Source organism: Amycolatopsis sp. NPDC033938 (assembly GCF_055575975.1).
This window is the reverse complement of sequence record NZ_JBVIRO010000003.1, coordinates 50,072-64,455: the sequence shown is the minus strand read 5'-3', so window position 1 is coordinate 64,455 and position 14,384 is coordinate 50,072. Positions and strand designations below refer to the sequence as shown.

12 protein-coding genes and 1 tRNA gene are annotated in these 14,384 nt (G+C 68.6%); 7 read left to right on the top strand and 6 right to left on the bottom strand.

Annotated features, from left to right (window positions below):
• Nucleotides 1-75: 75 nt before the first annotated feature.
• The 5 genes from ACZ5ZX_RS10315 to ACZ5ZX_RS10295 all read left to right on the top strand — a co-directional run bounded on the left by ACZ5ZX_RS10315 (nt 76) and on the right by ACZ5ZX_RS10295 (nt 4,399).
• Nucleotides 76-1,101 (top strand): lactonase family protein, encoded by a 1,026-nt coding sequence (locus ACZ5ZX_RS10315; RefSeq protein ID WP_465501700.1) that lies wholly within the window; start codon nt 76-78, stop codon nt 1,099-1,101.
• Between the two features lie 155 nt (nt 1,102-1,256).
• The gene (locus ACZ5ZX_RS10310; protein ID WP_465501699.1) at nt 1,257-2,426 is read left to right on the top strand and encodes an alginate lyase family protein; all 1,170 of its coding nucleotides are present in this window, start codon (nt 1,257-1,259) and stop codon (nt 2,424-2,426) included.
• Nucleotides 2,427-2,566: 140 nt separating this feature from the next.
• Nucleotides 2,567-2,640: transfer RNA gene (locus ACZ5ZX_RS10305), tRNA-Pro, on the top strand.
• 372 nt (nt 2,641-3,012) lie between these two features.
• On the top strand, nt 3,013-3,990 hold the full coding sequence (locus ACZ5ZX_RS10300) for a helix-turn-helix domain-containing protein (RefSeq protein WP_465501698.1): 978 nt from the start codon (nt 3,013-3,015) through the stop codon (nt 3,988-3,990).
• 61 nt (nt 3,991-4,051) lie between these two features.
• Nucleotides 4,052-4,399, top strand: coding sequence for a hypothetical protein (locus tag ACZ5ZX_RS10295; protein WP_465501697.1), 348 nt, complete (start codon nt 4,052-4,054; stop codon nt 4,397-4,399).
• A 42-nt stretch (nt 4,400-4,441) separates the two neighbouring features.
• On the opposite strand, the gene ACZ5ZX_RS10290 is transcribed toward ACZ5ZX_RS10295, so the two are convergent.
• The 4 genes from ACZ5ZX_RS10290 to ACZ5ZX_RS10275 all read right to left on the bottom strand — a co-directional run bounded on the left by ACZ5ZX_RS10290 (nt 4,442) and on the right by ACZ5ZX_RS10275 (nt 10,106).
• Entirely contained in the window at nt 4,442-5,800 is a 1,359-nt protein-coding gene (locus tag ACZ5ZX_RS10290) for a lipase family protein (RefSeq protein ID WP_465501696.1), read from the bottom strand.
• A gap of 447 nt (nt 5,801-6,247) precedes the next feature.
• Nucleotides 6,248-6,481, bottom strand: coding sequence for a hypothetical protein (locus ACZ5ZX_RS10285; protein WP_465501695.1), 234 nt, complete (start codon nt 6,479-6,481; stop codon nt 6,248-6,250).
• Between the two features lie 123 nt (nt 6,482-6,604).
• Nucleotides 6,605-9,424 (bottom strand): AfsR/SARP family transcriptional regulator, encoded by a 2,820-nt coding sequence (locus ACZ5ZX_RS10280; RefSeq protein ID WP_465502157.1) that lies wholly within the window; start codon nt 9,422-9,424, stop codon nt 6,605-6,607.
• A 115-nt stretch (nt 9,425-9,539) separates the two neighbouring features.
• Nucleotides 9,540-10,106 (bottom strand): TetR/AcrR family transcriptional regulator, encoded by a 567-nt coding sequence (locus ACZ5ZX_RS10275; RefSeq protein WP_465501694.1) that lies wholly within the window; start codon nt 10,104-10,106, stop codon nt 9,540-9,542.
• A gap of 105 nt (nt 10,107-10,211) precedes the next feature.
• Here ACZ5ZX_RS10275 and ACZ5ZX_RS10270 point away from each other — a divergent pair, with 105 nt between their 5' ends.
• Nucleotides 10,212-10,769: a cupin domain-containing protein gene (locus ACZ5ZX_RS10270; RefSeq protein WP_465501693.1), complete on the top strand. Its 558-nt coding sequence runs from the start codon at nt 10,212-10,214 to the stop codon at nt 10,767-10,769.
• A 323-nt stretch (nt 10,770-11,092) separates the two neighbouring features.
• Complete coding sequence (locus ACZ5ZX_RS10265) at nt 11,093-11,845, top strand: GH12 family glycosyl hydrolase domain-containing protein (RefSeq protein ID WP_465501692.1); 753 nt, start codon at nt 11,093-11,095, stop codon at nt 11,843-11,845.
• Here ACZ5ZX_RS10265 and ACZ5ZX_RS10260 read toward each other — a convergent pair.
• Together ACZ5ZX_RS10260 and ACZ5ZX_RS10255 are read right to left on the bottom strand one after the other, a co-directional pair.
• Nucleotides 11,838-13,058, bottom strand: coding sequence for an MFS transporter (locus tag ACZ5ZX_RS10260; protein ID WP_465501691.1), 1,221 nt, complete (start codon nt 13,056-13,058; stop codon nt 11,838-11,840). The two genes, ACZ5ZX_RS10265 and ACZ5ZX_RS10260, sit on opposite strands and share 8 nt — an antisense overlap.
• A 35-nt stretch (nt 13,059-13,093) precedes the next feature.
• The gene (locus ACZ5ZX_RS10255) at nt 13,094-14,098 is read right to left on the bottom strand and encodes a glycoside hydrolase family 43 protein (protein WP_465501690.1); all 1,005 of its coding nucleotides are present in this window, start codon (nt 14,096-14,098) and stop codon (nt 13,094-13,096) included.
• Between the last annotated feature and the right edge of the window lie 286 nt (nt 14,099-14,384).

Below are 14,384 nucleotides of genomic sequence, written 5' to 3'. Positions count from 1 at the left end.
GAAGGCCTCCTTGCCTACCTTGAGGGTAGGGAAGGAGGCCTTCACGGATGTCCCCGTTTGCTGCACAGTGGGCCTGTGACTCCTGCGAACGACGACCGGATCCTGATCATCGTCGGCTCCTACACCGCCGCGAGCAACGGCAACGGTGAAGGCATCGGCACCTTCTGGCGTGACGGGCGGACCGGGGAGCTGACCCCCGCGGGCTCCCTAGAGCTGGACTCGCCAAGCTGGCTGACGCCGCATCCCACGCTGCCGGTGCTCTACGCCGTGAACGAGACGGCCGAGGGCGCCATCACCGCCGTGGCGGTCGCCGAGGACGGCACGCTGGAGGCGTTGAACTCGCTGCCGACCGGCGGCGCGGATCCGTGTCATCTGGCGGTCACGCCCGATGGCCGGTTCCTGTTGTGCGCCAACTACAGCGGCGGAAGCCTCGCCGCCTTCGCGCTCGGCCCGGACGGGGTACCCACCGTGCGCACGGCGCTCGTCCAGCACGAAGGCACCGGGCCCCACCCTGAGCGGCAGGAAGCCGCGCACGTGCACATGGCCGTGGTGGACGAGACCGGCACACTGGTCAGCGCGGTCGATCTCGGCGCCGACGAGATCCGCGGTTACCGCATCGGCGAGGACGGCGACCTGATCCCGGTCTCGTCCTCGGCGCTGCCCGCCGGCACCGGCCCACGTCAGCTGGTCCGGCGTCCGGGCACCGGCCACGCTTACATCGTCGGCGAGCTGGCCGCCTCGTTGGTGACGGTGCGCGAAGAGCAGCCGGGCTCGTTCACGGTGGTGAACTCGGTTCCCGCGACCCTGAACCCCGGCGGCGAGAACCTCCCGGCACAGCTCGAACTCCACGGCGACCGGCTGTTCCTGTCGAGCCGCGGCCCCGAAGCGATCACCGAGTTCACGCTCGACGGCGTCCTCCCGAAAGCCGTCGCCGACCACGGGACCGGTGAATGGCCACGGCATTTCTCGATCGTCGGCGAGCATTGTTATGTCGCGGCGCAGAGCAGTGACGCGATCCAAGCCTACGAACTCGCGACCTGGGAACTCATCGGCAGCTACCCCATCGGAAGCCCAGCCTTCGTCGGCCCCTGGCGGCACTGATTCATTCAGCGGGCTGACCGCTTTGTTCAGCCCGCTGAACAAAGCGTTCCTTCTTTCTTTTCGAGGCGAATTAAGGTCTTGACTCAACTGGTTCAGACCACGACACTGAACCACACGCCGCCGGTGACCTGGCTCACACCCGCCCGAGGAGAACCATGTCCCTACCGAGGAAACTGCTCGCCCTGACCACGCTCATCCCCTTGGCGCTAGGCCTTTTCCACGCTCCCGCCCAGGCCGCACCCGCCACCTTCACCCACCCCGGCGTGCTGGTCAGCCGCCCGCAACTGGATTTCGTGCGCGCCAAGGTCCAGGCCGGCGCGCAACCGTGGAAACAGGCCTACGACGCGATGATGTCGAGTTCGTACGCGTCGCTGTCCCGGTCACCGAAACCGCGCGCCGTCGTCGAATGCGGTCCCTATTCGAATCCGAACATCGGGTGTACCGATGAACGGCAGGACGCGATCGCCGCGTACTCCCTTTCCCTCGCCTGGTACATCACTCGCGACGCGAAATACGCGACCAAGGCGATCGAGATCATGGACGCCTGGTCGGCGGTAGTGAAGGACCACACGAACAGCAACGCTCCCCTGCAGTCGGCCTGGTCGGCCTCCTCCTGGCCGCGCGCGGCGGAGATCATCAAGCACACCTACCCGAACTGGCCGAACTCCGGCCGCTTCGGCACCATGCTGCGCAACGTGTACCTGCCCGAGGTGATCAACGGCAGTCACAGCAACGGAAACTGGGAACTCAGCATGACCGAGGCCGCGGTCGGCATCGCGGTCTTCCTCGACGACAAGACGAGCTACGACAAGGCCGTCGCGAAGTTCCGGACCCGCGTGCCCGCCTACCTCTACCTGACCAGCGACGGAGCGCTCCCGAAGACCGCGCCCGGCAGCGGCCTCGACACCCGCGACAAGATCGTGAAGTACTGGCAGGGCCAGACGACCTTCGTCAACGGACTCTCCCAGGAGACCTGCCGCGATTTCACCCATACCGGCTACGGCCTCGCCGCCATCGCGAACTTCGCCGAAACCACCCGCATCCAGGGCCAGGACCTCTACCCGGAGATCGCCGACCGCCTCCGCGAAGGCCTCGGCTTCCACGCGAAGTACCAGATGGGCGCCGCCGTCCCGTCGTGGCTGTGCGGCGGCAGCCTGAAGCTCGGCCTCGGCCCGGTCACCGAGGTCGGCTACAACCACCTCCACACCCGCCTCGGGCACACCATGAGCAACACCGAGGCCCTCACCCTGCGCCAGCGCCCGGCAGGCACCAACAGCCTGTTCGTCGCCTGGCAGACCCTCACGCACGCGGGCAACCCACAGTGACCCCGCCGACGCCGCCTGATTGCGGCGTCGGCGGCCCTCACGGTCCGTTTTCCCAGCTCAGACACACAGTGACCCCTGGTTGCAAGCCCTGCTTTCGGACCCGCTAAAGTACTCACATCGCACTCCACGGAGCGCGGGTCCGGGCTGTGGCGCAGTTTGGTAGCGCACTTGACTGGGGGTCAAGGGGTCGCAGGTTCGAATCCTGTCAGCCCGACGGACAGAAAGACCGCTTGATCTGGACGAAAGTCCGGGTCGGGCGGTTTTTTCGTTGCGGCGTAAACAATTTCTCGGCTCGCACCGAAGGTTTGTCCGCTCGCTCGGGATGAGCACGCCCGACGACCGATCCAGCGGGTCTCGAGCGCTTTCGGAATCTCTGCGGGCGAATCAGGGATGCCGTCCTCGGCCGGACAGGTGATGTGCCTGTCGATGAGCCTGTCCGGTGGAAATTCGTCGAAATATGCTCCATCCGCGTGGCCGTTCCTGACAGCCGCCGCGTTTCCCCTTCGGGAGGAGGAGGCTGCTCGCCGTACTGGTGGCGGCCGGACCCCGGGGTCGCCGACGTTCTTCTGTGCCTAGGAGACATGAGATGGCCGCCCCGTCCCAGCCCGTGCTGTTCGAGACCCGCGATCATGAGCGTTGGGGTGAGTACATCAGCGGTGCCTACGGCAGCAGTATCCGGCTGGGCAGCCCCAGCGACGGTCATCTGCTCCGCCACACCCGGCTGGCGGTGGCCACGTTCGCCATCGACACCGTGCAGACCATCGACATGACCTACTCCGTGGAGTCCTTGCCGACGTTGATGATCAGCCGCCACCGCACCGCGACCTTCGAGTACCGGTCCGAGGGCGCCGAGCATCGATTCGGTCCCGGCGAGATGTTCCTTCTCTCCAGGAGCGAGGTCGGCGCCCCGTACTGGCTGCGGACACCCCGAGGTGGCCTCCAGGGCATCTCCGTCCCTTTCCCGGTACTGGGCCAGGTCGCCGCCACCGCCGAAACCCGCCGCCCCGCCCCGGTGCTGTTCACCGACCTCCGTCCCGGCACCCGTGCGGCCGCGCGGCAGCTGGCCGCGACCATCGACTACCTCGAAGCCAGTCTTCGCGACCGGCCCCGCACCATGGCCGAACCCCTCGTGGCCGGTGCGGCCGGGCGGCTGCTGGCGGCGACGGTATTGCACACCTTCCCGAACACGGCGCTGGTCGAGCCCACCATCGAAGACCGCCACGACGCGCACTCGGCCACCCTGCGGCGGGCGATGGCGTTCATCGACGACAACGCCCACCGCGACATCAACGCCGCCGACATCGCCGCCGCCGCACACGTCTCCATCCGCGCCCTGCAATACGCCTTCCGGCGCCATCGCGACACCACCCCCATGGGGTACCTCCGCCAAGCACGCCTCCACCAAGCGCACCGGGAACTACAGGCCGCCGGCCCGGACACCGGCGTCACCGTCACCGAGATCGCCGCCCGCTGGGGCTTCTTCCACCCCGGTCGCTTCGCGGCCTACTACCGCACCGTGTACGCCTGCCCGCCCTACCAGACCCTGCGACGAGACGGACACTGACCGAGAGCCCGGCGCGGCGGCCGATCTCGAACAGTCATGAGACCGGATGCAGGATGTCCCCATGGAACATCTTCCGGACGAGCCGATCACCCTGCGAATGCCTGCCGGGATTTGGGCGGGTATCGATGCCGGGATCGACAACGTCGTATCGCTTGCCGCCGAAGACGGTGACGACGACGCTGTCCGCGTCGGAGAGAGCATCAGGAAGGCGGGATGGGACCAAGTCCCTTGGGTGGAGGGGAACTGGCCGCCGTTGGACCAGGTCATCGCCATCCGGTTGACCCGGTCTCAATGGCGGTTCGCCGCCGATGACGCCCGCGAAAGCATCCCTGTGCACGAAAGGCTCGACGACGCGAAGTCGGCCCAGCTGTGCCGGGACGCTCTCGCGCTGATCGAGACCGTGCTCTGACGGCCACGTCGATGATGTAGGCCAACCCCGAGGCGAGACCGGTTACTGCCGTGGCCGGCGGTCTCCGGTGAACCCTTGCGGGCGGAACTCGAGGAAGGCGGCGGAGACGAGTCCGAAAGACTCCGCGAGTGCCTGCATCCGCGCGGGTCGCGCCGACGTACCCCAGCCCCCGGTGTCCACTCGGCGATGGACGGTCTCCACCGCGGCCACCAGTTCGGCGGTGGTGAAGGTGCAGTGTCCGGGGTGGGCGGTGTAGGACTGGCGCAGCAGCCCGCCGGCACCCGCCATACGGACGTCCTCGGCGTACTCGTCCTCGTGTTCGACCGGGACGAGGTTGTCGTCGGTGGTGTGCATCGTGAGCACGGGGATCGCCAACCGTCCACTCAGGACTGAAGTCGAGGCCATCCAGCGCGCGGCCGCCTGATCCGCCTTCACATCGGCGGTGCGGGTCAGCATGTCGAGGTCACCGTTCAGGTCGGCGCCCGCCTGCCGGTAGAGATCCGACACGAAGCCGAGCCTGCCGGACTCCGCGAGCAGCCCGCGATAGTCCACACCGGTGTTCCACGAGGGATTCCCGCCGGCGGTCTGCTCGATGTCGTACCGCGCGGGCAGGATGAAGGGCAGGATGGCGCGGAGATTGCGATATTGGCCCGCCTGCCGCGCCTGCCGATCGTCCGGCGACGGGTTCGGCTGTCCTGGGACCCAGCCGGGTTCAAGGAAGAGCGAGGTGATCAGGGCGACCCGCGCCCGGCCTTCCGCTGTGGCCTGGGCCTGATCCAGCGCGTCGACCATCCGCTGCGCGGTCGCCGTCGCCTCGGCGGCGCTCTCGAAGCGGGTCAGTTTCAGTGGCTGTCCGCGGAGCAGCAATCCGGCCACGGCGTGCGCGCCGTCGAGCTGGTAGTTGAGCAGGTCGACGCCGCCACCCATCAGACCGCAGGTGGCCACGGCGCCATCGAGCCGCACGCCCGGTAACTCGGCGAGTTCCCCGGTGACCAGTCCTCCCATCGAACTGCCGACCGCGATCGCGTGGCGTGGGGCGCCCGTCAGTCCGGCCACCGCGCGCAACGTGTCCCGCTGGTCCCGCGCCGCGGTGCCGAGGGCCCATCCGGCACGCGAGTACGACGAACCCGCCAAGGCGTAACCTCGCGCGAGAAGCGCCTCGGCGGTGGCCGGATCCGGCGCGTTGCGCGGCGGGTTCGCCGGACTCGGGTCGTAACCGTGGCTGTAGAGCAGAATCGTGCCGTTCCAGGGTGCCGGGACATCGGCGATCCACGTCGTGCCGTTCGGCAGGACGCCGGAATGACGGGTCGCGGACGGGGTTTGCGCCGCCACACTGCCCGGCGCGACCAAAGCCGCCGTCACGATCATCGCGGCCACCAGGACATTCCGCATGCCAGCCATTGCCGTCACCTTCCGAGGGCCAACCGATCGGATCCGACATTAGGCAGTACCGTGACGAGCGTCAAGACTGTGCACGACTTCGGCGCTCCCGAGAGCCCTCTCGGCCGGCTTTGCGCCGAGCGATCAGCGGAACCGCCAGAACGCACAACGCGATCACGACCAGGATCGTGATGCCGAGAACGTTCGCCGGTACCAAGGGCCTGATCAGGAACACCACGACGAGCATCCAGCCCGCCAGAGTGACGATCTCGAGAACGAACGACCGCCACCCCCGTCTCACCCGAGGCCGCACCGACACGCCGAGGACGACCAACGCGGCACCCACCGCTCCCCACCACCAGTGATCCCCCATCGCCCCGTTCCCCGCTCGTGCCGACCGTCACCGAGCGAGTATCCGGATCGGCGCCTGGCTACTCCGGGGTGCCGGGACGGCCTGCTTTCGTGGCGTCACTCATCGCCGGAACGGTAGCGCTGACGGTGTTCCTCGGCCTCCTCGCGCGGCGACTTCGTCAGCGGACGTCCGTGGACAAGGTCGTGCTCCGTGTAGTCCGCGCGCCGGGACGCCCAGCCCGGCAACAGGAATTTCCGTGTCCCGCCGCGCCCGCGATCACGCAGATCGGTGACCACGGCGAGACCGATGACCACAACGAGAACGCCGAGCCCTACCCAGATTCCGACCATGTCCGCTCCCCGTAGAAGAATTCACCGTCGGCGGAGTGATCCGCCACGCCCACCCGTGGACGGTGGGCGACCGGCCATCAGGATCACGGCGGAGCCGGGAGAGAACCTTGAAGAATCCTTGAATCAGCAGGTGAGGCCTGACTGTCGAGCCGCGCTGAGCAGTGCGCGCACCTCATCGGCTTCGGGTGCGCGAAGCTCGGTGTACGCGGCGAGGGCGGCCTCCAGATGCGGCCTCGCCTCGCTGTGGTTCCCGCCGGTGTGGTGGGTTTTGCCGATGCCATGGTGGGCTCTGGCGCGTTCGTGCAGATGACCGATCCGCTGCGCGAGGACTTGTGCGTCCTCGTACAGCTTGATCGCCTCGGCACCGGTCTTCGTGGCGGCGAACTCGTTGAGGGTGGCGACTTCGACGTTGGTGTTCCCACCGGTACGGGCGAACTCGAGGGCACGCTGGAAGTGCCGTGTGGCCTTGTCGTCCTGTCCCAGGCCGGCGTAGGCGCTGCCCAGCGCGGCCAGCACCGGTGCACCGAGACCGGCTGAACCGAGATCCTGCGCGATTCCGCCGCTCTGCTCCAAGAAGCCGATCGCGGCCTGATGATGGCCGCACCAGCTGTAGTGCTCGCCGAGGTTGCACAGCGCGATACCTTCCAGCAGCGCATGGCCGGTGCGGCGGGCGGCGGCGAGAGCGAGTTTGTACTGCTTCCGGGCGTCCTTCCGCCGGCCGCGCATGTCATCCACCGACGCGAGACCGTTGCGGACCATGCTTTCGAGGAGGTCGTCTCGCCGATCCAGGGCGATGGACAGGGCCTGCTCGAAATGACCGGCGGCCTCGTCGTAACGGCCGAGCCGGAACAGGGCCATGCCGACGGCCTGCCCGGCGAAGCCCTGTTCCGCCGTGCCGGTGCCGGTCAGCGCGAGAGCGGTCGTGTGGAGGGTGAGTGCCTCGTGGTAGTGCGCGGCCACGTCCAGATATCGCCAGAGAATCGCGGACAGCCGGATCACCTGCTCTGCCATGCCTGTTTCCGCCGCGTCGGCGGCCAGCGCCAGCATGGTGGCGCGTTCGGTGTCGAGCCACGCACGCGCGTCCTCGTGGGCGGCGAAGTGCGGCTGTGGCCCGGCCGAACGTGCTGTCCGCGGCCGGAGGTAGGGCTCGTGGGGTGACATCCGGTCCATGGCGGCCGATGCCCAGCTCAGGTAGTGATCGAACAACCGGGTCGACGCGGCCAGGCGGTCGGCGGGGGCGTCGGTCTCGGCGAGGAGTTCGGCAGCGTAAAGCTTGACGAGGTCGTGTATCCGGAACCGGCCCGGCGGATTCTCTTCCAGGAGATGGGCGGCACACAAGGCACGCAGTGGCCGAGTGTCCGCGAAGAGGGCGGCCGCGGCCGCCCGGTCGATGCCACCATCGGGCAAGAGCCCGAGCAGGCGGAACGCCGACGCGCACTGGCGGTCGAGGGAACGGTAGGAGGCGGAGAACACCGCGCGCACGCTCGCGGACAGCTCCCCGGTGTCCAGCGCGTCCAGCCGGCTTTCGCGCAGCTCGGCGGCCACCGAGGACAGCCGCCTGCCCGGCTGGACGGCGATCCGTGCGGCGGCGATCGCGAGCGCCAAGGACAAGCCACCACAGTGGCGCAGGATTTCCTGTCCTGCTTCGGGTTCCCCGGCCAGGGCGGCCGCGCCCACCTTGTGCGCGAGCAGCTCCCGCGCCTGACGCTCGTCGAGGGTTCGCAGCGGCAGCGCGCTCGCGCCATGGGTGGTCAGCAGCCCGCCGAACCCGTGACGGCTCGTGACGAGGACCGAACACGAAGATCCGCCCGGGAGCAACGGGACGACATGGTCTGTGTCCCGGGCGTTGTCGAGCAGCACGAGCAGCCGTCGGTGGGCGGTCAGGCTCCGGTACAGCGCCGCCAGCTCGTCCGGCTCGGACGGAATCGACCTCCCGGCAACACCCAGCGCGCCAAGGAAACCGCGGAGTACACCGGCCGCGGGCACAGGTTCGTGGGCCGGGTCGAAGCCCCGGAGATCGACGTAGAGCTGCCCGTCGGGGAACCGGGTCACGTTGTCGGTCGCCCACCGCACCGCGAGCCAGGTCTTCCCGAGACCGCCCGCGCCGGAGATCACCGCGACCGCGCCCCCGTCGGCGAGCATCCGGTCGAGCGCCGCCAACTCCTCCTTGCGTCCGACGAATGAGGGAGGCGCGGCCGGTAGCTGCCGAGGGGCCGACCGGTCGCCATCCGGCCCTGCGCCGGTCAGGATTCGCTGGTGCAGCGCGCGTAATCGGGGCCCAGGGTCGGTGCCGAGCTCCTCCGCCAGATGCGACCGGAACGTTTCGTATTCCCGCAGCGCGTCGGCCGGATGTCCGTCGAGGTACAGCGCCTCGATCCGCTGCGCCGCCGCGCGTTCCCCGGCCACGCCGTCCGGTGGCGGCTCGGCCAGCACGGCGGCGTGGGCACCGCTCCGCAGCCGGCGGTCATTGCGGTCCAGCACGGCCGCTTCATACTTGTACGCCAGCTCGCCGCGAACGCCGTCCGCCCATTCGGACTCCAGCTCGCCCAGTGGCCTGCCCCGCCACAACGCCAGCGCCTCTTCGTACAGCGAGAGCGCGACGTCGTCTTCCGCCGTCGTCCGCGCGCGCCCGAGCAAGCTCTCGAAGCGGTGAACGTCCACCGTCCGCGGATCGGCGAAGAGGACGTAGCCACCGCGGTCACGCTCGATCGTCACACCGTCCACCGGGGCGAAAGCCCGCCTCAGCCGGGACACGTAGCCGTACAGCGCGTTCCTCGGCTGTGCGGGCGGCCGCTCGCCCCATACGCGGTCGACCAGCGTGTCGACCGGTACCACTCGTGCGACTTCGAGCAGCAACACCGCCAGAACGTCACGTTGACGCGCGTGCCCGACATCGAGCCGGACCCCGTCGGCCACCACCTCGACCGGCCCCAGCACCCCCATTTCCAGCACGGCCTCTGCCCTCCTCGTCTTCAGGGGTAGCGGATCGCCGTCACTCGTACAAGGCCTCTTCAAGGTTTTCCCCAGGTCCCCGGCGCACCGTGACGAGACCGAACGATCAGCGTGACGAGGACAGGAAGATCGCGGCTGCTTCGTCGGCGAGTACCGCCGGTTCCGGGGCGTCCGGATCGGTTTGCGCCAGGTGCAGGAGACCGAGGATGGCCGCGTAGGCGACTCGCGCCCGTGATGCCGCGCGGTCCGGTGACAGGCCGAGTTCCCGATAGGTCCGGGTCAGCAGGTCCAGCCGGGCTCGATTCACCTGGCCGATCGCCTCGTTGACCCGTGGGTCGTTGCGGTCACCGAGCAGGCTCAGATGCACCGACGGCGCGAGCGGCTGGACGGCTTGCACGACAACGGTGAGCAGCTCGCGCAACCGCTGCACGGGATCCGCGATCGCGGCGAATCGGGCGAGTCCGTCTTCGCCGTGACTTCTCCCCCATTCCGAGAGTGCCGCCGTGATCAGCTCGTCCCGGTTCCGGTAGTGCGCATAGAAACTTCCCTTGGTCACGCCGAGCGTCCGCGCCAGCGGTTCGACCGCGACCGCGGCCAGTCCGCCTTCCGCGATCGCCTTCAGCGCCGCCCGGGCCCAGTCTCCGGCGGACAGCCGGGTCGCCTCACTCGTCACGCACCGCAGGATACGGCACCGTATTGACGATGCGCCCGGCACGAGGATACGCTGCCGTATGGATACGCACCAGTATCCATACGGTCCAGTATCAGGGAGGATTCGATGCACAAGAGCATTCGGCGGGTGGTCACCGGTCACGACGCCGCGGGCAGGGCTCGCGTGGTGGACGACCGCGCCGTCGAGCCCATCACGTCCGAGCTGATGCCCGGCTGTGCGGCGTACCGATTGTGGGGTCGCGATGAGCGGCCGACGTTCCCCGACGACGGCTCGCCGCGGTCCGCCGAGGCCTATTACCCGCCACCGGACGGTTCGCGCTTCATGGTCAACACGATCGCGCCGGGCGAGCTGGTTCCCTCCCCCGATCTCGATCAGGCCGCCGCCTTGAACGAGCTGGAGAAACTGATGCCGGGCGCGATGGCGGCGATGGAACCCGGCTCGGCGGGGATGCACACCACCGACAGCATCGACTACGTCCTGGTGATCTCAGGCGAGATCACGCTCGAACTCGGCGACGGGGAACAGCGGCTCTTGCGGGAGGGCGACGTGGTCGTCCAGAACGGCACGCGGCACGCCTGGCGCAACCACGGGACCGAGCCCTGCATGATCGTCGGTGTCGCCATCGGCGCTGATCGCACCCCGCCGGCCCGGGTCCCGGACTGACAGGGTGAGCCGCCGAGGGTATTGGAACGCGGTTCCTCGCGGCAGGGCTACCGTCGTTGTCCATTGTGGATAGTTCGCCGAGACACCGGCGCACCCGTTGACACGCCGGTCGCGAGTCCGGATACTCCACAATGGACAGTCGCGCGACCCTTCGGGCAGAGCCACTCGGCCACGGGGCGAAAAGGGCTCACCGGAGAGGACGCTTCGAAACTTGATCACGGCCGTGCTCTTTGCTCACGGGTCTTCTTGTGGTTTCATCGAAAGCGATCCGACCTGAGAGCGCTCCCAGAGATGCGCCCCGCACAACGAGGTGGAGGCGGCACATGAAACTGAAGCACGCCCTGTCCGCGGTAGCACTGGCCACGGCCGGACTCATGGCACCGGCCGTCGAGGCCGCGCCGCCCGCCCATGCGGACACACTGATCTGCGACCAGTACGGATCGACCACGATCGGCGGCCGCTACGTCGTCATGAACAACCGCTGGGGCAGCAGCGCGACGCAGTGCATCAACGTCACCGGCAGCGGGTTCCGGATCCAGACCCAGCAGGGTTCCACCAGCGGCGGAGCCCCGTTGTCGTATCCGGCGGTCTACCTTGGCTGCCACTACGGGAACTGCTCTCCCGGTACGAACCTGCCACGGCAGCTGAGCCGGATCGGCAACGCGTCGTCGTCGATCTCCTACACCTACGTCGGCGGGTCCACGTACAACGCCTCCTACGACATCTGGATGGATCCGGCCGCGAAGACCACGGGGGTCAACCAGATGGAGCTGATGATCTGGCTCAACCGCACCGGCGGCGTGCAACCGATCGGCGGCCGGGTCGGCACCACGACCATCGGCGGCCGGGGCTGGGAAGTGTGGCAAGGCAACAACGGCGGCAACGACGTGGTCTCCTACGTCGCCCAGTCCCCGACAGCGAGCTGGTCGTTCAACGTCATGGACTTCGTGAACGACGTCGACGCCCGCACCCGTGTCGACCGCTCCTGGTACCTGACCAGCATTCAGGCCGGATTCGAGCCTTGGAGCGGCGGAGTCGGCCTCGCGGTCAACTCGTTCTCGGCCAACGTCAGCTGAGGCCGCTGGGCGGCGCGCGGCGCTCGATGGCGCCGGACACCACGGCTACACCGAGCGCGGCGACGCCCAGTGCCACGCCGATCCACATCGGGGCGATCAGTCCGAACCCGCCGTCGATCGCCATCCCGCCGAGCCAGGCGGAGAGGGCGATGCCGACGTTGAACGCCGAAGCGTTCGACGAGGAGGCGAGCGAGGGCGCGTCCTTGGCGGCGTCCATCATGCGGGTCTGGAAGACGGGGACCATCGCGAACCCGGCGGCACCCAGCACGAACACCATGATCACCGCCGACACCTGATGGTGCACCGCGAAGGCGAAGACGACCAGTGCGACGATCGCCGCGAGGATGGTGCCGTAGAACGTGGGCAGGAGTGCCCGGTCGGCGAGCCTGCCGCTGAGCAGGTTGCCGCCGGTCAGTCCCGCGCCGAAGAGCAACAGCAGCCACGGCACCGCCGGGGCGTCGAAACCGGCGACCCGCGTCAGGATCGGCTCCAGGAAGGTGATCGCGGCATAGGCCGCGCCCCAGCCGAGCGTCGTCGTCGTCAGGACCAGCCATACCCGGGAGCGGCGGAACACGGCCAGTTCGCCGCGGAGCCCGGCGCCCGGGTCGTTCGGTCGCGAGGGCACGAACGCCACGATCGAGGCCAGCGCGGCCGCACCGATCAGGGCGATGGCCCAGAACGCCGAACGCCACCCGAGCTGCTGGCCCAGCGCCGTTCCGAACGGAACGCCGACCACCGTCGACAACGTCAGCCCGGTCATCATCAGCGCGATGGCGCGGGAGCGCCGCTCAGGGGCGACGAGACTCGCCGCCATGACCGGGCCGATGCCCATGAAAGCGCCATGGCACAGGGCCGTGACGATCCGGCCGGTCATGAGCACGCCGTATCCGGGCGCGACGGCGGCGAGCGCGTTCCCGGCGATGAAGAGACCCATCAGCGCGATGAGCATCGTCTTGCGCGGCAGCCTGGTGCCCGCGGCGGTCATGATCGGAGCGCCGATCGCCACCGCCGCCGCGTAGCCGGTGACCAGCAGACCGGCGGTGGGGATGGACACGTCGAGGTCTTCACCGAGCGGTCCGAGCAGACCGACGACGACGAACTCGGTCAGGCCGATGCCGAACGCGCCGAGGGCGAGAGCGCCGATCGCGAACCCCCGGCGCCGTTTCGAGTGCTCAGCGGCGGAAGTACGGGCGCGGGTGGCCAGGATCGGCACGCGGTTGGTCCCTTCGCGAGAGGTCGACGGCGGCCTCAGATCTTGGCCAGCCGGTTGTACTCGGCCCGCGTCACCGGCAGGACGGTGCCGTGCCGGGGCTTACCCGGCAACTGCGCGTCCGCGACGGGTCGCCAGTCGCCTGAGCTCAGGTCGGTGGTCTCGAACGGTCGATAGCCGCGGCCGCCGTACTCGTCGATGAACAGGTACCAGCGCTTTTCGGTGTTCGACCGGAAGACCAGCGGACCCTCGCCACCGACGATCGCGTCCTTGCCGACGCACTCCTTCACCAGGGCGTACCCAGGGCTGGTGAGCATCGTGGACTTCTCCTGGGTGATGTACCGCCCGCACGGCGTGGAGCCACCGCCGCCGGCACCCCGGTCGTCCTGGGAGAACCGGTGGTAGACGCCGTTGTGCTCGACCACCGTGGAGTCGATCACCGAATGCCCGGGGTCGAACCAGACCTTCGGCTCGCTGAACGTGCGGAAGTCCTTGGTGGTGGCGTACATCATCCGGTTATGAGACTTCGTGGTGTGGCCGGGATCGCCGGCCGGATAGAGCGTGGACGCCCAGAACACCACGTAGGCGCCACGCGCCGGGTCGTAGAACGCCTCCGGTGCCCACACGTTGCCCGCGGTCTCCGGCGCCACCTCGACCAGCCGCGGCTCGCTCCACCGCACCAGATCCTTCGACTCCCACACCACCATCGACCGGCTGCCGTGGCGGGTGGTCTGGTCCCAATCGTCGCGGCCGTACATCCTCAGATCCGTCGCGATCAGGTAGAACCGGTCGCCGCGCGGCGACCGGATGACGAACGGGTCCCGGACGCCCTTGGTCCCGAGCGTCGACCTCAGCACCGGCTCGCCGCCGCCCAGCTCCCGCCACCGCAGCGGGTCATCGCCCTGGCTCAGCGCGAAGTGCACCTGCTCCCCGTCCGCGGTGTTCTCGCCGGTGAAGGAGACGAACAGATACCCGGCGTACCGGTGCGACCCGGCGCCGGCCGGACCCGCCGGCGACAGCAGCCCGCAGGCGACCAAGAGCACCGTGGCAATGATCCGAAACACGCGCATACCCGCGTCCTCCTCGCTCGGATACCGATCCGCTCCACACCGATGACCACGACCAGGACATCGTCGACCGTGTCCATTGTGGACACGATCGCACGGCCATTCGCACGGTCCACAGAGGAACATTCCTGACCGCCGAGCGGAACCGGCACGTGAAGAGGGTGACGGGCTGACGATATTGATCTGTTTCCAACGGCGTCAAGGACTTTCCCGTCGGACGAACGCGGTCACCTTGGTCGGCGAGGGTGTTCCAAGCCCGCCC